This window comes from Paenibacillus andongensis (assembly GCF_025369935.1).
GTDB classification, from domain to species: domain Bacteria; phylum Bacillota; class Bacilli; order Paenibacillales; family NBRC-103111; genus Paenibacillus_E; species Paenibacillus_E andongensis.
In genome coordinates this window covers 1862983-1881278 of the sequence record NZ_CP104467.1, presented here as the reverse complement: position 1 = coordinate 1881278, position 18296 = coordinate 1862983, and the positions used below count along the sequence as shown (strand labels likewise).

At 44.8% G+C, this 18296-nt stretch carries 18 protein-coding genes, 1 tRNA gene and 2 riboswitches; of the genes, 4 read left to right on the top strand and 15 right to left on the bottom strand.

Annotated elements, in window-relative coordinates; genetic code table 11:
* Positions 1–102: 102 nt before the first annotated feature.
* A complete protein-coding gene (locus tag NYR53_RS08695; RefSeq protein ID WP_261304803.1) occupies positions 103–798 on the top strand; it encodes an N-acetylmuramoyl-L-alanine amidase family protein in 696 nt (231 codons plus the stop codon).
* Here NYR53_RS08695 and NYR53_RS08690 read toward each other — a convergent pair.
* The 6 genes from NYR53_RS08690 to NYR53_RS08665 all read right to left on the bottom strand — a co-directional run bounded on the left by NYR53_RS08690 (position 791) and on the right by NYR53_RS08665 (position 7410).
* Positions 791–1501 carry a divergent polysaccharide deacetylase family protein gene (locus NYR53_RS08690; protein ID WP_261306305.1) on the bottom strand — a complete coding sequence of 237 codons (711 nt, stop codon included), beginning with the start codon at positions 1499–1501 and terminating at the stop codon, positions 791–793. The two genes, NYR53_RS08695 and NYR53_RS08690, sit on opposite strands and share 8 nt — an antisense overlap.
* A 301-nt stretch (positions 1502–1802) precedes the next feature.
* Positions 1803–2900: a flavodoxin-dependent (E)-4-hydroxy-3-methylbut-2-enyl-diphosphate synthase gene (gene ispG / locus NYR53_RS08685; RefSeq protein WP_029194634.1), complete on the bottom strand. Its 1098-nt coding sequence runs from the start codon at positions 2898–2900 to the stop codon at positions 1803–1805.
* A 97-nt stretch (positions 2901–2997) separates the two neighbouring features.
* Complete coding sequence (gene clpX, locus NYR53_RS08680; RefSeq protein WP_261304802.1) at positions 2998–4266, bottom strand: ATP-dependent protease ATP-binding subunit ClpX; 1269 nt, start codon at positions 4264–4266, stop codon at positions 2998–3000.
* 12 nt (positions 4267–4278) lie between these two features.
* A complete protein-coding gene (gene clpP / locus NYR53_RS08675; RefSeq protein ID WP_029194632.1) occupies positions 4279–4869 on the bottom strand; it encodes an ATP-dependent Clp endopeptidase proteolytic subunit ClpP in 591 nt (196 codons plus the stop codon).
* A gap of 199 nt (positions 4870–5068) precedes the next feature.
* Positions 5069–6370: a trigger factor gene (tig, locus tag NYR53_RS08670; protein ID WP_261304801.1), complete on the bottom strand. Its 1302-nt coding sequence runs from the start codon at positions 6368–6370 to the stop codon at positions 5069–5071.
* A 110-nt stretch (positions 6371–6480) separates the two neighbouring features.
* A complete protein-coding gene (locus NYR53_RS08665; RefSeq protein WP_261304800.1) occupies positions 6481–7410 on the bottom strand; it encodes a hypothetical protein in 930 nt (309 codons plus the stop codon).
* A 144-nt stretch (positions 7411–7554) separates the two neighbouring features.
* Here NYR53_RS08665 and NYR53_RS08660 point away from each other — a divergent pair.
* A tRNA-Arg gene (locus NYR53_RS08660) sits at positions 7555–7628 on the top strand.
* A gap of 365 nt (positions 7629–7993) precedes the next feature.
* Here NYR53_RS08660 and NYR53_RS08655 read toward each other — a convergent pair.
* From NYR53_RS08655 to NYR53_RS08640, 4 genes are all read right to left on the bottom strand, one after another.
* Positions 7994–8362, bottom strand: a complete 369-nt coding sequence (locus NYR53_RS08655) for a (2Fe-2S) ferredoxin domain-containing protein (protein ID WP_261304799.1) — start codon at positions 8360–8362, stop codon at positions 7994–7996.
* A gap of 31 nt (positions 8363–8393) precedes the next feature.
* A riboswitch (cobalamin riboswitch) is annotated at positions 8394–8596 on the bottom strand.
* 129 nt (positions 8597–8725) lie between these two features.
* Positions 8726–8857 (bottom strand): hypothetical protein, encoded by a 132-nt coding sequence (locus NYR53_RS08650; protein ID WP_261304798.1) that lies wholly within the window; start codon positions 8855–8857, stop codon positions 8726–8728.
* Positions 8858–9028: 171 nt separating this feature from the next.
* On the bottom strand, positions 9029–9142 hold the full coding sequence (locus tag NYR53_RS08645) for a DUF4023 family protein (protein WP_082562468.1): 114 nt from the start codon (positions 9140–9142) through the stop codon (positions 9029–9031).
* Between the two features lie 46 nt (positions 9143–9188).
* Positions 9189–9545 carry a hypothetical protein gene (locus tag NYR53_RS08640; RefSeq protein WP_261304797.1) on the bottom strand — a complete coding sequence of 119 codons (357 nt, stop codon included), beginning with the start codon at positions 9543–9545 and terminating at the stop codon, positions 9189–9191.
* A gap of 179 nt (positions 9546–9724) precedes the next feature.
* Here NYR53_RS08640 and asnB point away from each other — a divergent pair, with 179 nt between their 5' ends.
* Entirely contained in the window at positions 9725–11569 is a 1845-nt protein-coding gene (gene asnB, locus NYR53_RS08635; protein ID WP_261304796.1) for an asparagine synthase (glutamine-hydrolyzing), read from the top strand.
* Positions 11570–11623: 54 nt separating this feature from the next.
* Here the strand turns inward: asnB and NYR53_RS08630 are convergent, their stop codons facing one another.
* The 4 genes from NYR53_RS08630 to NYR53_RS08615 all read right to left on the bottom strand — a co-directional run bounded on the left by NYR53_RS08630 (position 11624) and on the right by NYR53_RS08615 (position 15690).
* Positions 11624–12271 (bottom strand): XTP/dITP diphosphatase, encoded by a 648-nt coding sequence (locus NYR53_RS08630; RefSeq protein WP_261304795.1) that lies wholly within the window; start codon positions 12269–12271, stop codon positions 11624–11626.
* Entirely contained in the window at positions 12255–13013 is a 759-nt protein-coding gene (gene rph, locus NYR53_RS08625; RefSeq protein ID WP_261304794.1) for a ribonuclease PH, read from the bottom strand. Before rph ends, NYR53_RS08630 begins: the two co-directional genes overlap by 17 nt.
* Before the next feature lie 453 nt (positions 13014–13466).
* A complete protein-coding gene (locus NYR53_RS08620) occupies positions 13467–14186 on the bottom strand; it encodes a HoxN/HupN/NixA family nickel/cobalt transporter (protein ID WP_261304793.1) in 720 nt (239 codons plus the stop codon).
* A 144-nt stretch (positions 14187–14330) separates the two neighbouring features.
* Positions 14331–14517, bottom strand: a riboswitch (cobalamin riboswitch).
* Positions 14518–14676: 159 nt separating this feature from the next.
* Positions 14677–15690, bottom strand: a complete 1014-nt coding sequence (locus NYR53_RS08615) for a GerMN domain-containing protein (protein WP_047675891.1) — start codon at positions 15688–15690, stop codon at positions 14677–14679.
* A 286-nt stretch (positions 15691–15976) separates the two neighbouring features.
* On the opposite strand from NYR53_RS08615, the gene NYR53_RS08610 reads away from it, so the two are divergent.
* Entirely contained in the window at positions 15977–16939 is a 963-nt protein-coding gene (locus NYR53_RS08610) for a phosphatidylglycerophosphatase A family protein (protein ID WP_261304792.1), read from the top strand.
* Between the two features lie 377 nt (positions 16940–17316).
* Here the strand turns inward: NYR53_RS08610 and NYR53_RS08605 are convergent, their stop codons facing one another.
* Complete coding sequence (locus NYR53_RS08605) at positions 17317–18294, bottom strand: MBL fold metallo-hydrolase (protein WP_261304791.1); 978 nt, start codon at positions 18292–18294, stop codon at positions 17317–17319.
* Positions 18295–18296 lie beyond the last annotated feature (2 nt).

The window sequence follows — 18296 nt, the reverse complement described above, 5'->3', positions numbered from 1 at the left end:
GCTTCCATTATTCCCGTGAAAAAGAAGGTTAATCCAATACATGCAAACTTTTGCGTGACGTATGATAGCCCCCTTACAGAAGAAGGATAAGAGTAGATATTCATGCAAAAGGACGTGGTTCGGTTGAAGCAAATTTTAATGATTCTACTTGTTTTCCTCTGTCTTTGTAAGACCTCTGATGCATCCGCGTTGGTGAATGATCCCCTACTGCCTAGTGCTGATATCATTATTGACGTTGGGCATGGAGGCATAGACAGCGGTGCTTTGCACGGTAAATATCTAGAAAAAGATATGAATTTAGCCATCTCCAAAAAAACATATAAGCTATTGAAGAAAAGAGGCTATCGCGTCATCATCAATAGGACAGAGGACTACGCTTTAAGCGAGGATAACAAGTGGTCTTTCGGCGGAAGACACCGCAAAGATTTAGCGCAGCGCTCCGGAATCGCTAATACCATTAAACCCAAAATGATGCTAAGCATGCATATTAATTGGTCCCGCAAATCCGATCGAAGAGGACCACTTGTCATTTATCAAAATCAATCGGAAAGCATTTTGCTTGCTCAACTTTTACAGGAAAACCTGAATCATATTTATGGTACGGAAGAACTTCCTGTTCTTGGTAAAAAGTATTATGTTCTTAAGCATACGAAATGCCCAGCTGTCATCGTTGAATTAGGATTTATTTCTAATAAAGCAGACCGCAAGCTGCTGAGTGATTCTCATCATCAAGCCAAGCTAGCAAAAGCCATTACTCAGGCTATAGATCAATACTTTGCCATGATTCATCCTAATTAGTATTTAGCTTCATTGTTTGTGAAATCGGAACAAAGGTAGCTTCCTTTTGAATGGCCGGAATAGCCTCTTTGATGACTTGGGCTGTTTTTTTCCCTGGTGGACCCACATGTCCGATCGCGATGACCACGTCTCGTTGATGGATTAACTTTTTAAACTTCACCATTTGGTTGCTGATGTGACTGTACGTGTAAAGATCATCGAAGAAAAGTTGATTCTCAGAATAAGGAACTCCATTTTGCCCCGCCAACTTGCCGATTAGGCTTTTTGGCGTCGTACGGCTATCTAATAAAATGAGATTTTTCTCTTTGCAGATATCAATAAGAATTTTCATTACTCTCTCATCGGCAGTAGCCTTGGATCCCATATGATTATTAATTCCTATTACATAGGGAACATCTTCAATTGCCGCTACGATCCGTTTGTGAATCTCATCATTCGATAAATCGGTAGTAATGGCTCCTGGACCTAACCAGCTCTTCTTGCCCCGCACAGGCTCCATAGGAAGGTGTAGAATGACTTCATGCCCCTTATCGTGTGCTAATTGCGCGTCTTGCTTGGAAGAGGGCAGGAAAGGCATGACAGCGACAGTGAAAGGGATGGGTAGATCCATCATCTCTTTGGTGCCATCCATGTTATTACCAAAGTCATCAATGACAATGGCCACCTTCTTCGTCTTGATCTCAGCTGCATGCTGTGCAGGCATTGCCGCATCTGAAGCATCCGTATGCCAAGGTAAAAGAAGCAAAAAAATCCCTACGATTACCGTTAGGGTAATGTGACGAGCAGTCCTATACTTGCTTAGCAAATTCAAAGCATCTCCTTGTTTTCATGTAATCGTTAGAAAAACTTCCTTCAAATGAACATGCTTTCCAGTTTTACTCATTATGCTTCTCTTTCGCTACAAATATGCGTATAAGGAATAAACGGCTTTGGTACACAAAAAAACCGTTAAAGCACCTCACCCGAGGCACCTTTAACGGCTAACTTTTTTAACATATAGGCAATTAGTGCTTGCGTCCTGGAATAACACCCGTTTTTTCATATGAATCTACGATGATATCAATTTCTTTTTTAAGCTCAGCTAGCAATTCTGCTTCAGGAACTTTACGAATCATTTCCCCATAACGGAAAAGCATACCTTCACCACGTGCACCTGCAATACCGATGTCAGCTTCACGTGCTTCCCCTGGACCATTCACTGCACAGCCAAGTACAGATACTTTAATCGGTACTTTGATCTTTGCAATATAGTCCTCAACTTCGTTAGCTATCGAGAACAAATCGATATCCAAGCGGCCACAAGTGGGACAAGAAACAAGCGTTGCAGCATTAGTAATCAATCCGAACGTTTTCAGCAGCTCACGAGCTACTTTAATCTCTTCAACAGGATCCGCGCTAAGAGAGATACGGAGAGTGTTACCGAGTCCCATGTTAAGGAGCGTACCAATTCCTGCCGCACTCTTCACAGCCCCTGTAAAGAGCGTTCCAGCCTCAGTAATCCCGAGGTGAAGCGGGTAGTTGAATGCTTTCGCCGCTTGGGAATAAGCTGCAATCGCCATAGGAACATCGGAAGCTTTGAGGGAAACGATTATATCATGAAAATCAAGCTCTTCCAGAATGTTAATGTGGAACAAAGCACTTTCTACCATAGCTTCAGGTGTTGGGTACCCATACTTTTCGAGAAGATGATTCTCTAATGAGCCAGCATTGACCCCAATGCGAATTGGAATGCCACGTTCCTTACAAGCTTTAACGACCGCTTCTACCTTCTCGCGGCGGCCGATATTACCTGGATTGATACGCACTTTATCAATGCCATTCTCGATAGCAGCAAGGGCTAAGCGATGGTCAAAATGAATATCCGCAACGAGTGGAATATGAATTTGTTTTTTGATTTCTTTAATTGCTTCAGCGGCTTCCTTATTGTTAACAGTGACACGAACGATTTGGCAGCCTGCTTCTTCCAAACGAAGAATTTCAGCCACAGTCGCCTTCACATCTGCTGTCTTCGTAGTACACATACTTTGCATGATGACTTCATTGCTGCCACCGATCGTTAAATCGCCTACACGAACAGCTCGCGTATCTTTTCTATGGAACATTATGGTTTCTCTCCCCATGACACCAAACATCCTCCGCTCCAATTCCCAGTAGCAGGGAATCGGATTGGAGGCTGTGTGTAATTTGTGAAATTATGGGTTACGCACTTTCTTCTTTCTTCTTACCAGTCGCCTGCGCGCCATCTTTGGTCGTCAAAACAGGAGTGATCTTGTTCTGAACCGTTTCCTTAGATACCACACATGTCGTGACGTCTGTTCTCGAAGGGACTTCGAACATCACATCAAGCATAATGCTTTCAATGATGGCTCTCAGACCGCGCGCGCCAGTATTACGTTTGATTGCTTCTTTGGCAATAGCATCAAGTGCCTCTGCGTCGAATTCGAGGGATACATTATCCATCTCGAGCATCTTCTGGTACTGCTTAACGAGCGCGTTCTTAGGCTCGGAAAGAATACGCACAAGTGCTGCTTCATCCAGCGGCTCTAGTGTGGAGATGACCGGTAGACGACCTACGAATTCCGGGATTAATCCGAATCGCAAGAGATCTTCCGGGAGCACCATGGATAAGTACTCGCCTGGTTTCAAATCAACTTTAGCCCCATCGGTGCTAAAGCCAATTACTTTTTTACCAATTCTGCGTTTGATAATTTGCTCAAGGCCATCGAAAGCTCCACCGCAAATAAACAGAATATTGGTTGTATCAATTTGAATGAATTCTTGGTGCGGATGCTTACGTCCACCTTGCGGAGGAACAGAGGCAACTGTGCCTTCAAGAATTTTGAGCAAAGCTTGTTGAACGCCTTCGCCGGAAACGTCTCTTGTAATAGACGGGTTCTCGGATTTACGTGCCACTTTATCGATCTCATCGATATAGATAATGCCGCGTTCGGCTTTTTCTACATCATAATCGGCTGCTTGAATCAATTTAAGCAAAATGTTCTCCACATCTTCGCCCACATAACCAGCTTCTGTCAACGAAGTGGCATCAGCGATCGCGAAAGGAACATTTAAAATTTTGGCGAGCGTTTGCGCAAGCAACGTTTTACCGCTTCCTGTTGGTCCTAAAAGGACGATATTACTTTTTTGAAGCTCAACATCTTCGAGCTTGTTTTGCGAGTTGATCCGTTTGTAGTGATTATAAACCGCTACAGCCAATGATTTTTTCGCTTGTTCTTGCCCAATAACGTATTGATCCAAGATATTACGAATTTCTTTTGGTTTCGGAACATCTTTCAGATCTAGCTCTTCTTCATGTCCTAATTCTTCTTCCACAATCTCCGTGCAAAGCTCTATACATTCATCACAAATGTAAACTCCCGGACCTGCAACAAGTTTGCGAACTTGGTCTTGGGATTTTCCACAAAAGGAACATTTGAGTTGGCCTTTTTCATCGTTAAATTTAAACATGGGATCACTCCTTTATTTCAAGTCGTTTCGAGTGATAACCTCGTCGATTAACCCATATGCCTTCGCTTCTTCAGCGCTCATAAAGTTATCCCGGTCGGTGTCTCTTTCGATCTTTTCAAGCGGCTGTCCCGTACGGTCCACATAGATCTGGTTGAGTTTTTGCTTCGTTTTGATAATCCAATCCGCGTGGATTTTGATATCGGTTGCTTGACCTCTTACACCGCCGAGCGGTTGGTGAATCATTACTTCTGCATTCGGCAGCGCGTATCGCTTGCCTTTGGCACCTGCTGTTAACAGCAAAGAGCCCATACTTGCAGCCATACCTACACAAATCGTAGATACATCTGGTTTAATAAACTGCATGGTATCGAAGATACCCATTCCAGCTGTTACAGATCCACCTGGTGAATTGATATATAAGTGGATATCCTTGTCAGGATCTTGAGCTGATAAAAAGAGCAGCTGGGCAATGACCAAATTAGCCACATCGTCATCAATAGCGCTCCCAATGAAGATAATGCGGTCCTTTAGTAAACGCGAGTAGATATCGTAAGAACGTTCCCCACGAGCCTCTTGTTCAACAACCATAGGAATAAGACTCATTGTACCAACTCCTTTTGCGGCAATAGCCAAGTTCTCTCAATTGAGATTCAGATACAGTTTAACACGTTTGCACAGCAAAGTCATTTTTTCAGAGAACTGCTATGTATGAGGGTATTTCTTATGGTCTTGGGCAGTTTTGGGGCTAAAATAGGGTAAAAGAAAGGCACGTTGCTTACGTACGTGCCTTTACTTACCTTATTTATACTGCTGCGGAAACATGCTTGCTATTTTCAAGCAAGAAGTCAACCGTTTTTCTAATCACAAGATCGTTGCTCAGACCTTCTAGGCTGCCGTTTGAAGCAAACAGTTCACGAAGTTCTGCCGTTGTTTTTTGGTAGGATTGTGCATATTTCTCAAGTTCCGTGTCAACTTCTTCATCGGAAACTGTGATTTTTTCTGCAGCTGCGATGGCTTCAAGAACAAGGTTGTTACGAACACGCTTGTCAGCATCTTCTCTCATTTGTTCTTTCAGCACGCTCTCGTTTTGACCGGAGAACTGGAAGTAGATCTCAAGCGTCATGCCTTGGGAGCGAAGACGTCTTTCGAATTCCTTCACCATAACATCTAGCTCTGCTTCTACCATGGAAGCTGGAATTTCAACTTCAGCGTTAGCTGCAGCTTTTTCAACAACAGCTGTTTCCAGAGCAGCCTCTGAATCTTTTTCTTTGCGCTCTTGAAGACGTTTTTTCAACTCTTCTTTGTACTCTACAAGTGTATCGTACTCGCTCACGTCTTTAGCAAATTCATCATCAAGCTCTGGCAAGTTCTTGCGTTTAATGTCGTGAATTTTCACTTTAAACACAGCCGCTTTACCTTTCAAATCTTCGGAGTGGTAGTTTTCAGGGAAGCTAACATTAACATCTTTCTCTTCGCCTTTACCAAGTCCTACGAGCTGATCTTCGAAACCTGGAATGAAGGAGTTGGAACCAAGCTCAAGGGAGTATTTCTCCGCTTTGCCGCCTTCGAATGCTTCTCCATCAACGAATCCTTCGAAATCAAGGACAACGACGTCACCATTTGCTGCTTGTCCTTCTTCAAGAACAACCAATTCAGCATGACGCTGTTGCAAACGAGTAAGCTCTTCATTCAATTCTTCATCCGTTACAACTGCACTAGCAGCTTCAACTTCGATACCTTTGTATTCGCCAAGAGTTACTTCAGGCTTAACAGTAACTTTTGCTTTGAACTTCAGCACTTGTCCTTTGCCGAATTGCTCAACGTCTACTTCAGGACGATCAACAGGCTCGATTTTAACCTCTTCAATCGCTTCCACATAAACTTCTGGCAAAATGATATCTAAAGCATCTTGATACAAGCTTTCTACACCAAATTTAGCTTCAAAGATAGAACGAGGTACTTTCCCTTTACGGAATCCTGGAACATTCACTTTCGCGGATACCTTTTTAAATGCTTTATCCAAAGCATCTGCTACGCGCTCTGCGCCAACTTCCACTTCAAGAACGCCTACGTTCTTCTCTATTTTTTCCCAACTTGCTTTCATTTTATGCTTTCCCCTCCAAAAATGTACGATGACATATTTTCACGTTACGCTCATTACAACCATTCTATTATACCATATAAGATTTTCATTTCAAGGCAGCACTTCTTGCCTTATGATGGATCCGGATTAAACTGCTTCACAAACGCTTGCAGCACCAGATTAGCTCGTTTCCACTGAAGCTTCATGGAATCGACAATCCCGTAATTTTCTAGTAATTCTTCACGATTCACCGTACCAAACAATTTCTCCTGAAGAATAGCATGCAGGGCAGATGCCCACACATCTACAGCACCTTCTTCCGCATTCTGTAGATCAGTATAGATCGAAGTCCCATAGGCATAGGCTAGAAATTCCTGCCAGGTTTGTTTGGCAAAATAAACAAAATCAGGTTGGCTAATTTCACTAATGTCCCCGACTCTGCGAATCATATCACGAATACGTGATGGGAAATCCTCCGGACACATCGGTGTCTCTTCGATCTCGACCAGGATCTTTTCCCCATTCTTGGGGAATTCGATAAATCCTCGCTCACCCATCTGTTTAAGCGCCTGCAAAGCTTTGAACTGAATGTGAGGGTGCCGCGGCTTCTCACACAACCACTCTTTTACACGCTGGCTTACGTCAGATTGATCGATGAACGCCAATTGTTCAAGGGCGTTGACTTGCTGCTCCAACGTACCGTCTTTCAGCATATTCAGAAGCTTAAGCGCAAAGGCCCCATCATCGGCTGTCTTTTCTTGTATGTATTGCCGTAATAAATCTGTTTCTTCCTCTAGGTCCTCTTCCATTGGCGGCGTCATGGGGAACATGGATTCCGGATACATGGTATACAGCCAGTTCCGCAGAGCTTCCCATTGTTCGGCTTTATGAGGGTCTACTGTAGGAAATTGCAGTAGAAAAGTTAGCAGTTGAAGCGCATCACTATACTGCTCTGTTTTTAGAAACCGAGTCAGTTCCTCTTCGTAATATTGCTCTGTTTTCGGAAAAAGAATTAAGTTATTGATGGATGGGTCTGTTATGATGATCACCTCAGAAATCATGGTCTCGCTGGAGACAGTTTACTTGATTGTCAGAGTGATTGCAAAATAATTATGAATAGAGGGTTGACTTCCTATAAAACGATATGATATATTAACTCTCGCTTCGCTAAACGGATTCATTCCGCTAGGTAAGAAGAGGTTTATGTCTCAGTAGCTCAGCTGGATAGAGCACACGCCTTCTAAGCGTGCGGTCGGGGGTTCGAATCCCTCCTGGGACGTTCATGCAAGACAAAAGGATCGCGAGAAATCGCGATCTTTTTTGTTGTCTGAAAATATAATATCAATACAATAACGAAACAGTATTTCCAACAGTTTTTGTGTCAATCAGAAGTGCTTTATTCATGCAATCTTAGTCGCCTATCATGACGGCTTTTTTTAAAAAAAATCTTTCATCAAGATCGTATGTAAAAAAGTACGCTTCGTTGATAATTTTTCAAATCTATATTTATCCAATCCTATGTCCATATAATTATCGCAGCTAGAAATTAGGCAACGAAACCTTCCCTATTAACAGATAGAGCATTAGAAAGTTATCATCCTACTGGATGATCAACCTCTTCTGCTCTATTAAGCCAATACTTATTTATTTACTTTGTAGGCGACTTATGCCCGTATTCCCTTTTCCGGTTGGCACAAAGCGTTCCTCAAAATCATAAGTCATATGTTCCTTGAGCGGTTTCCCCTCTAGTAAATGTTCTCTAACAAGCCTTCTCCCCGTCTCTGGTGTCATTTCCTTGTACCAAATCCCTTGCGGATAAACGGTGACGACACCTGCATCCTGACAGCGGCCATTACATCGAGTCCGCGTAGTATGTATAAGATGCTCGGCTCCATGCTTCGAAATTTCATCTCGAATGGCTAGTGTTGTTTCATCTCCTGAATGTTTCAGGCAAGATCCCCCGTTACAAATAAGTACATGATGTTGGACTGTGGATAGATCCCACGTACTCATAAGAACACCTCCCTATCTCCCGTAGGTATATAATGTGCTGCTGAAATAGGCAGGTCTCCTGGCTTCAGGATCTTCATCGAACGTCAGCCTTCCCAATCTAGTCGATCAGTGGCATAGAGACGTTGACTCCTCTGTTACAGTGGCGGGACCGCGTCGGCTTCTAACCGATCTTCCCTTTTAAGCTTACTCTGCGATTGGAAAGCGGATGTAAGCACCTATTTCGAATATGAAATTGCATGAGCTTATTCAAATCTTTTAAACTCAATCATCATACCTTATAACTCTATCTACATACAAGGAAAAACCCCCACCAAATGGTAGGGACTTCATCGGAAGCTGTATTTACGAATACAAATCACTCATTCAAACGGAAGGACGATTCGGCTGATGATGCCCAGGTTCTGTTGAATCCAGATTGGACTGTATGCGAGAAGATTGCTTCGAATGATCGATTGTGCTTTGTGTCCGCTGGTCCATACTTTTCTTTTTGCTCATGATAGGATTCATCCTCCTGTGAGTTGAAATAATGATCACTTGATTAGTATGGAGAGATACCGCACCAAATATGCTGTATAAAATACCCATAAGGGACGAAGGCAAAGGGAACACAAAAGCAAAAGCCTGTAAGGAAATCTCCCTACAGGCTCTTGATGGTGCCATTAGACTTTAGTGCTTCTTGTGCGGCAAATTACTGCCTGGCTGACCGTCACCTTGAGTCCTGAAGTTCTTCGCGGCTTTCCTCTGCTTGTCGTGCAGCTTGCTAATGAAATGACTATCCATGAGCATTCGCCTCCTGAAGAAAGAATGGCACTACCCCTTTAGAATGTCACGCAAGCTCTAAATTTAAACGCATGGCAAGATTAAGAATCGCGCCTCTTGCTTCTGCATCTGTTTTGACTTTTTCGTATAATCCCTCAAAATTAGCGCGATTTTGAATAAATTCCGGTTCGGTTTTGATAGCCGTTTGTGTCCAGTTAATCAAGACATTCTCCGCTTGGGTAAGTTCATTGTAAGCACGATGCAAGCCGACACGCTCAATAATTTCTTCCATTTCCGCTTGCCCAACTTCTTTACCTTCTTCTTTTAATTCCGCAATTCGTTTATCGGCTTGGTTACTGATTTGCAGGAAGTGTTCTCTTGAGGCCAAATAGTCAATTTGTGCTTTGGAGTGTTTCTTTTTCATGGTCATCACCTTTGTCATTTAGTAAGTAAGAATTGGATTTATTGTATCAGGCCTGTCTACAAAACACAAAATCCGTCCGGTTGACTGCGTCCATCCCATTCCTGGACAGACATTATATGCCTTCAGTTTGCATACCTTTTATCATCATGCTCTCTTTATAAGGAAAGGAAGGAACGTCTATGTGCGGAATAACGGGTTGGATAGATTGGCGGAAAGACTTGACCGGGTACCCGTCCATTCTAGAAAATATGACGGAAACGCTCCATTTGCGTGGACCTGATGCTTCTGGTACTTGGATTTCACAGCATTGTGCCCTCGGCCATCGACGTCTTAGTGTAATGGATCCGGAAAACGGCGCTCAGCCTATGGTACGGAAACAAGGAGACTACACGTATACGATCGTATATAATGGCGAACTCTATAACGCCCCTGAACTCAAAAAGGAACTCGAACTTCGTGGGCATCATTTCCGCACGACCTGTGATACAGAGGTGCTGCTTGTTGCCTTTATTGAATGGGGGAGAGCCTGTGTAGATCGACTTAATGGCATTTTCGCTTTCGCGGCTTGGAATGATCAGGAACAATCTCTTTATTTGGTCAGAGATCGGCTCGGTGTAAAGCCGCTTTTTTATTCTCATCAAAATAGTGTGCTTCTATTCGGCTCAGAGCCAAAAGCCATACTCGCACACCCCGACTTTCAAGCAGAGGTCGGTGCGGAAGGCTTGGCTGAAATCTTCGCAGTAGGTCCGGCTCGCACACCTGGTCATGGGATTTATCGCAACATGTCTGAGCTCAAACCAGGTCAATGCGCTGTTTTTGACCGCAATGGCTTATCCATTCGCACGTATTGGAAGCTCGAAAGCCACCAGCACTCCGACGATATCGCTGCTACGGCATTGCAAGTTCAGCAACTGCTTAGAGATACATCCCAGCGCCAACTTGTGTCTGATGTTCCCATCTGTACCCTTCTATCAGGTGGTCTTGACTCTAGTGCGCTTACGGCACTTGCCTCTGCTCACTACAAGGAAAGCGGGCAAGGCGCTTTGCATACTTTTTCCGTTGATTACAAAGATAACGACAAGCATTTTAAAGCCAACATCTTTCAGCCAAATTCAGACGCACCTTGGATTAAACGGATGACGGAGCATCTAGGAACTGAGCATCACTATATTGAATTCGACACACCCGAGCTTGTGGAATCTCTGAAAACTGCCGTATTTGCCCGCGATACACCAGGAATGGCTGATGTTGATGGGTCTCTTTATTTATTTTGTCGTGAGATCAAAAAAGAAGCGACGGTTGCGATTTCCGGCGAAGCAGCTGACGAAATATTCGGCGGATATCCCTGGTTCCATAACGAAGAAGCGTTGGCTGCGGGTACGTTCCCTTGGTCTTTGAAACTGAACAATCGCGTCGACCTGCTGGCTCCAGATCTTGTGGATTGGATCAAACCCGTCGAGTATGTCAGTAATCGATACCAGCAAGCGCTCAGCGAAGTGCCGCGGTTAGCTGGGGAAACACAGCAGCAAAACCGTATGCGGGAAATGTCTTACTTGAACATTACCCGGTTCATGCCGACACTTCTCGATCGAAAGGATCGTATGAGTATGGCCGTCGGACTTGAAGTTCGCGTCCCTTTCTGTGATCACCGTCTTGTCGAGTATGTCTGGAACATTCCCTGGGAAATCAAAACATCCGGTGATCGGGAGAAAGGCATTTTGCGCAAAGCGCTCAAAGGTGTTCTTCCTGAGGATGTGCTCACTCGCAAGAAGAGTCCTTATCCAAAGACACACAATCCTAATTATTTGGCAGCTGTGAGAAAATGGGTGTTGGAAATTCTGGATGACCCCAGCTCACCCTTACTTCCTTTCATTGATGTCAAGAAAATCCGTGCACTTGCCAGCTCGGAGACGAATGATTTCGACCTTCCATGGTTTGGTCAGTTAATGACAGGTCCTCAACTATTCGCCTATTTGGCACAGGTGGATACATGGCTGCGTTCCTATAAAATTTCCATCCGATAAATAAGAAAAACCTGCTGGCCACATAAAAAGTGGAAGCAGGTTTTCTTTATGATATTAGCCGTTCTGATCAGGAAGTCGATCCAAAAACATACGTAAAGCTTTGGCTCGATGGCTCATTTCATTCTTCTCTTCCACGGATAGTTCTGCCATCGTTCTCCCAAGAGCAGGGATATAAAATAAAGGATCATAGCCGAAGCCGCTCTCGCCACGTTCTTCCCCAATGATGAAACCACGGCAAGAGTCCTCCGCTTCAATCACCTCATTCGCTACTGGATCGATAAGCGTAAGCGCGCAAACAAAGGAAGCTTCGCTAAGAAGCTTTGGGTGCTCTCCATCAGCAGGCAATCCGTCTACAGGATCTACCTCGCTTAATGCTTGCAGCAGCTTAGCATTATTGTCTGCATCCGTAGCATTCTCTCCAGCGTACCTGGCTGAATAAACGCCCGGTTCACCGTTCAAAGCGGCTACACACAAACCGGAATCATCGGCAAGAACCGGCACATGGAGATGTGCCGAAATGATCTGCGCTTTGATCCGTGCATTTTCTGCAAACGTCGTTCCGCTCTCCACGATTTCCGGAAGATCTGTATAGTCCGTTAAACAGCGAACTTTGTATCCTTTTGCTCCAAAAAGCTTCTCAAACTCTTTGACTTTGCCCTCGTTACGCGTTGCAATGACGACAAAATTACTTTGTAGCTGCATGGTGTACACCTCGAATGCGATCAGCGATCGGGCCTAAAACGTTAGATTGCTCTTCAATCATCGTATGGATGCCAGTTTCAGCGAGAGCGAGCAATTCATCCAGTTCTTTACGGGAAAAAGGAGCATCCTCGCCAGTTCCTTGGATTTCTACGAATTGACCCTGCCCCGTCATCACGACGTTCATATCAACTTTGGCATGTGAATCTTCTTCATAATTCAGATCCAGCCGCGGTGTTTGGCCGATAACACCAACACTCACAGAAGCCAGAAAGTCGTTAATCGGGAATTTGGCTAATTTCTTGTCTGTCGAAAGCTTGTCGATGGCAAATGCCATGGCAACAAAAGCACCGGTAATTGACGTAGTACGCGTACCGCCATCCGCTTGAATAACATCGCAATCGAGTGTGATGGATCTTTCGCCTAAGGCTTCCAAATTCACCACAGAACGAAGCGCACGGCCAATAAGACGCTGAATCTCCATCGTACGTCCACCAAGCTTACCTTTGGCAGCTTCACGCTGATTTCTAACCTGCGTAGCTCGAGGCAGCATCGAATATTCGGCTGTAACCCACCCTTTCCCTTGACCTTTCATAAAAGGTGGAACGCGTTCTTCAACCGTCGCTGTACAAATCACTTTGGTATCCCCGACCTCAATAAGCACCGAGCCTTCCGCGTGTTTTATATAATGAGGGGTAATTTTCATAGGTCGCAGTTCTTGATTCGTTCTACCGCCAATTCTCATAAATGTTGTTCTCCTCCTGTTGCTTCCATCAGAAGCTTGTTCCTACGCCCCATTGTAATGTAGTGTAGGGCTTTTGTAAAAAAAATAGGTTACTATCCCCAAATTTTTCTTTATTATTTCCAAATTGGGGTAAAAACCTATATTTTTTTCCTTAAGGTTTTCTGGAATCTGGAAGTTGCAAAATTTCAATTATTTATCTCAAACGAGAACTCGATACTAGCACATTCTATCACATGTTAATGTCCGGCACGAAATTGATTCTAAAGTTTTGGCATCCATAGGCTAGCATAACTTTGGATTTATCCACCTTTACATAACCCTGGAACATTGCGTTGTATCATCTGTTCAGGATGAACATCGAAGCCGAGTGTTATTTGATTTACAAAAAGCTCTGGACAATTACATACGATAATAATAAAGAGGCCATAGCATTGAATGCTATGGCCTCAAAATCTATATACGCATAAAAATCATTACACCCAATACAAAGCTATACGCAGCAGTTAGACAACCAACTACTCGATACACAGAAAGTCGCAATCGAGCTTTTAGAAAACCTATGACTGCTAATAAAGCAATCAGAGAAGTAGATAAAATCAAACCGAACACAAAGGAAAAAACGACAGATCCTCCTAAAATCATTGTACTCATTCCAGCAGCCGTACTAAGCAGTAAGATTTGCGTAGGTGTCTCAGCGCCGAATCCATGTATGATTCCAACTAAAAACGCACCAGCATGTCCGATTGTTTTTTTCGTTGAAGAAACTTGAACGACTTCTTTTTTCAATACTTTCGCAGCAACAACGTACTTTAATTGACGAATCCCCTCAAGCGCAACACTCCATTTGCTTCGCAATTCAAATCCATTCCACTGGCGAATCAAAGTGATAAACATCCAGATACTAAGTAAAATAAGCGTTGATGCTACTAGGAGTTCCATTGTCGAATCAAGCCAACTAGGAATATTTTTGCCTAAGACAATTGCACTCAAACCAAGAACAAGGATAACCAAACCATGACCAAGAGAATACATAGTTGCAAGCAGCATGCCCTTTCTAGCTTTTGTTTCTACCCCAACCAAATCCGTAATGGCTGCAATATGATCCCAATCAACCCCGTGCCTAAATCCCAGTAATAATGACGAAAAAATAATAACCAGATACTCGCTACCCATCGTTCATTCCTCCTTGTTTTGTTTTTAATTCCAAACAAAAAAACCTTGACCATTGATGGCCAAGGAAGCAGATCATTATCAAACAAAGACAGAAAAATCCCGTATTAATAATATTCTACACCAGCCCCTTTCCTCGAAGGACGTCTACTGTAACGCTACTAGGTAGGTCTCCTGGCTCTCAGATCAAAGCTTCTCTCTCCCTTCCCCATTACATGAGTGGATTCTTAGAAAGTTGCTCCCTGATTACAGTGGCGGGACCGCAGGGGACTTTCACCCCATTCCCTGTTACCCTCTTTGTCTCCAAAAAGGCACCTAGTAACTACGACAATATTCGGTTGTTCATTTTAAAATAGCACAGAGCTGAAAAGGGATCAATGTAATTATTTAGTTATTTAAAGTTATGACTAGACAACGCTGAGAAAACCCCTAGGCAAGCGCCTTGTCAAAGACAGCACGTTTGCATAGAGGTCGTTAGAACCGGGCAAGCTTTTTAAAGCTTAGCCGGATTAATATGCGCAGGTTTCGTTACAGGCTTCACAGCGCCATCCACTTTTATTTGCACTTGCTTAAAGCTTGTGTTCTCCGTCAATGAAAGAATAACGGACTGCATAGCCTCAGCAGATGCTTTCTGATCGGCGCCAAGGAATTTATTGGAGAAGTCAACGGTTATAACGCCATCCGCGGGCTTAATGCTCTTCACTTCCGTTGTAGCATTCAGAACAGCAGCCAGACCCTTCTTCTGATCAGGCCCTTTGATCAACTGTTCGACAACCGCTTTCGCGACATCATCCGTTCTTTTGACGAGCCTTGTAACAGGTACATAATATTTGTAATTCTGATCATTTTGATTCAAGAAATAGAGTGTGACCGGTGTGGATTGGCCAAATTCAGCGTCCTCAGCCTTCTCGATGTTGATCCCCATCGAGCGTGCAAGCGGTGTATCCAGCGGTGTCTTCCCTTTCGGCATCTCCTTCAGATCTTTCCCGTCTACACGCAGCTGCACTTTCTCTACGGTGGGGAAGCTCGTCAGGTTCCAAGTGATAGCTTCTAAAATTTTTCTCTCATTTGCCCCATCATAATTGAGGAACTCCTTAGAGAAATCAACAATGGCACGCTTGTCTGATGTGACATTCAAACTTACGACTTTCGTACCTTTAGGCAGCAGAGCCTCAAAACCAGATGGAAGCAAACTTGCAACAGGTCCTCCGTCCACCATATACTCGAGAGTCGTTTTGGCGACAGACACCGTCTTCGGCAATCCAAGACTAAGCGGAGCCACGAAGCCTTTACCATCTTTCACATAAACCGTCATCTGCGATGAATTGTCTTCGATCATATCGATCGTAACGGCTGCTGATGTCGTCTTCGCGTCAGCTCCCGCACCCGTTGTCGGAGGTGCATCGATGTCACTTTTCTTTCCAGTGCCCAGAACCGAACATCCCGTGGTCAGCAAGGCAATAACCCCCGCGATAGCGGCTGAACGAATCCAATGTTGATGTTTCATTAGCTTATTTCCTCCTCCAAGTTTTCGTAGACAAAAGAAGCATCTGCCTATATTTTCTTAACATGGCCTGTACACTGCTTTTTCGTATTATTATGTATACGAGGCTTTGTCCGATTTATAACTACTTTTTGTCCACATTCGAAAAAAAGTCCTGCACCGGAAATTAAGCCCTGCGGCGTCCAGTAAGACATGACAATAAGTCAAATCGCGGGAGCTGCTTTCGGCATCTTTTTAAAGATATGCTATACTCAAAAATAAACAATTGACCTAATTTGGAGGCAATGCGATGCGAACATTCCTTAAAGAAAAAGCAAACATTTTCAATGAATTCCGTGAAGAAGTGTTCAGTCACTATTCCCAAGCTGTCATCGAAGAAGCCGTTGCTCGCCTACTCGTCGAGATTAAAGGAATTAAAAAAATTCCGTATGAGACGATCACAACAACTCTACTAGGTGTATTAAGCAAAACAGAAACCTATAACGTGATGTCCACGCTCATGGAGCTGCAAAAGAAGGTCAAGCATGATTCCGAGCTGCTAGCTAGCATGAAGGACCCTGCTTATAATGTTCATCGTACCATCGCAATGTCCATTTGCGGTTTATATGGCAGCGGCGCGATTTCTCTTTTCGGATTTATGGATTGTAAATTCCGCTTCTTCTTTCCGACCAAACGACCTAAATCTTTCATTTCCAAAGGGATCTGCGCCATTGTTGCATCAACGGCCAGTTCAATCATTTCTGAAAATGTGAAAGAGGATTATACCGAACGTAACCTAGCACTGTTCGCATCAAGAGGCGTGGCATTGGAAGACATGGTGGATATTCTGGATCAACTTCAACGGCCTTATAATCCGGATATGGAGCGCAGCCTTTGTGAAGAGCATGTCCTTGCCGTATTACGAAAACAACAAACATTCCATGCTCTCCAATTGGCGATCAAAATTGATACAGCCGTCGAAGCAGGAGAATTCAACCCGCAATATAATCATATTGTCGGACAAGACGAGGGGCTTTTCGGGGTTGATGAAAGCATCGCGACAGCCGTTCCACTTATGTATGGGACCATTGCACTCACGAATTTCGGATACCTCGACAAAGAGAAAATCGGGATTATTAAAGACCTCGATAGCGATCATTCCGAAGGAAAATGCAATACGTTTATCGATGATATGGTGTGCGGTATCGTAGCTGCCGCCTGTGGCCGGTTGGCGCATAATAATATTCCTACTTATAGTAAGCCTTTGAAGTGAGGCTGGTGTATCCTCCCTTTTGGCTTCAAAAGAGTAGGAAGCTAGTTATCTCCGGTAAGCTATTAACGGAACGTGAATGCCTTATTTGCCTAAAAACGCCCGTTTTGATGCGCAAGAGGAACGAGGATGCGTTAATTCACTGTTTTTGATTCAAAAAGCCTTATTTTCTTGAAATAGCGGATTCTAGTTCCGTTAGAATCGAAATACACATGCTTTCCCAAAAATAGCGGATTCTAGTTCCGTTAGAATCGAAATACACATGCTTTCTAAAATAGCGGATCCTAGTTCCGTAAAATGAAATGGACTAGACGATTTATACTCCCTGAAAAAAATAAAGCCTCCAAAACCATATACCGGGTTTTAGAGGCTTTCCGTATTTATTTCGATATCGCGATATATTGAATAAACTCCGCGGCGGGGTCTACCTGCCCAATGAGGCCTTCGGCTTCCAGCAGGATGAGGTGAGCGATCGTCTCCGACAGCGCGAACCTCATCTGATGTATGCTCAGCCGGTCGCCGAACGTCGCACGGCACACTTCATAAGCGCTAAGCGGCGCGCTTAGCTGCCCCTCCATGAGCGCAAGCCGCTCATGATGATGGCGCACAAGCTCCTCTGCGCGTGCGCCAAAGCCGGACCAAGGCTCCCGGTGCCCCGGGTAAGCCATCTTCACAGGCAGCCTGCCGATCTCCTGCAGGCTGCTGAGGTACGCGCCGAGCGGGTTTTCTTCCACCTGCGGGAGGAAGGAAACGTTCGGCGATATTTGCGGCAGGACATGGTCGCCGCAAAAGATCACCTCCGCCGCGGCGTCGTAGAAGCAGAGATGCCCCGCGGCATGGCCGGGGGTCTCGATGGCTTCGTACACGCGGTCCCCGAGGCGCACGGGCCCTTCACGCAGCAGCGTCACCTGCGGCTGCGGCGACACCAGCGAGACGAAGCTCTCCATGTGCTTCGTCATCTCCATCAGTCCGGCTTCCGGGAAGCCGTGCCGGGCAAAGAGCGTCAGGAGCAGCGCCGACATCGGCTGCTCCGGGCCCCACAGGAGCTGCACTTGCGCTAGACCGGTCTCCGAAAGGAGGACCGGCGCGCCCGTGCGCTCCTGGAACCAACCCGCCATCCCATAGTGGTCGGGATGGTGGTGGGTGAGCACGATCTGCTCCACGTGCTCGAAACCGATCCCGCGCTCCTGCAGCACCTGCTGCCAGAGCGCTTCCGCATCCGGGGTGCGGAGCCCCGGATCAATCACGGTATACCCGCCCTTACCTCGTACGAGGTAAGCATTCACCCAACGCAGAGGAAAGGGCAGCGGAACTTTCACTTGCGTGATCTCATCCGTATGTTCAGTCACGATGTTCATTT

What these genes read in the sequence shown, in the direction of transcription:
- NYR53_RS08690 (WP_261306305.1), bottom strand. Translation starts at nt 1,501, where the DNA reads ATGCCTGCACAGCATGCAGCTGAGATCAAGACGAAGAAGGTGGCCATT.
- NYR53_RS08615 (WP_047675891.1), bottom strand. Translation starts at nt 15,690, where the DNA reads ATGAAACATCAACATTGGATTCGTTCAGCCGCTATCGCGGGGGTTATT.
- rph (WP_261304794.1), bottom strand. Translation starts at nt 13,013, where the DNA reads ATGAGAATTGGCGGTAGAACGAATCAAGAACTGCGACCTATGAAAATT.
- NYR53_RS08665 (WP_261304800.1), bottom strand. Translation starts at nt 7,410, where the DNA reads ATGATTTCTGAGGTGATCATCATAACAGACCCATCCATCAATAACTTA.
- NYR53_RS08610 (WP_261304792.1), top strand. Translation starts at nt 15,977, where the DNA reads ATGCGAACATTCCTTAAAGAAAAAGCAAACATTTTCAATGAATTCCGT.
- ispG (WP_029194634.1), bottom strand. Translation starts at nt 2,900, where the DNA reads ATGTTCCATAGAAAAGATACGCGAGCTGTTCGTGTAGGCGATTTAACG.
- tig (WP_261304801.1), bottom strand. Translation starts at nt 6,370, where the DNA reads ATGAAAGCAAGTTGGGAAAAAATAGAGAAGAACGTAGGCGTTCTTGAA.
- NYR53_RS08645 (WP_082562468.1), bottom strand. Translation starts at nt 9,142, where the DNA reads ATGGATAGTCATTTCATTAGCAAGCTGCACGACAAGCAGAGGAAAGCC.
- NYR53_RS08650 (WP_261304798.1), bottom strand. Translation starts at nt 8,857, where the DNA reads ATGAGCAAAAAGAAAAGTATGGACCAGCGGACACAAAGCACAATCGAT.
- NYR53_RS08630 (WP_261304795.1), bottom strand. Translation starts at nt 12,271, where the DNA reads ATGCAGCTACAAAGTAATTTTGTCGTCATTGCAACGCGTAACGAGGGC.
- NYR53_RS08695 (WP_261304803.1), top strand. Translation starts at nt 103, where the DNA reads ATGCAAAAGGACGTGGTTCGGTTGAAGCAAATTTTAATGATTCTACTT.
- asnB (WP_261304796.1), top strand. Translation starts at nt 9,725, where the DNA reads ATGTGCGGAATAACGGGTTGGATAGATTGGCGGAAAGACTTGACCGGG.
- NYR53_RS08620 (WP_261304793.1), bottom strand. Translation starts at nt 14,186, where the DNA reads ATGGGTAGCGAGTATCTGGTTATTATTTTTTCGTCATTATTACTGGGA.
- clpP (WP_029194632.1), bottom strand. Translation starts at nt 4,869, where the DNA reads ATGAGTCTTATTCCTATGGTTGTTGAACAAGAGGCTCGTGGGGAACGT.
- NYR53_RS08655 (WP_261304799.1), bottom strand. Translation starts at nt 8,362, where the DNA reads ATGAGTACGTGGGATCTATCCACAGTCCAACATCATGTACTTATTTGT.
- clpX (WP_261304802.1), bottom strand. Translation starts at nt 4,266, where the DNA reads ATGTTTAAATTTAACGATGAAAAAGGCCAACTCAAATGTTCCTTTTGT.
- NYR53_RS08605 (WP_261304791.1), bottom strand. Translation starts at nt 18,294, where the DNA reads ATGAACATCGTGACTGAACATACGGATGAGATCACGCAAGTGAAAGTT.
- NYR53_RS08640 (WP_261304797.1), bottom strand. Translation starts at nt 9,545, where the DNA reads ATGAAAAAGAAACACTCCAAAGCACAAATTGACTATTTGGCCTCAAGA.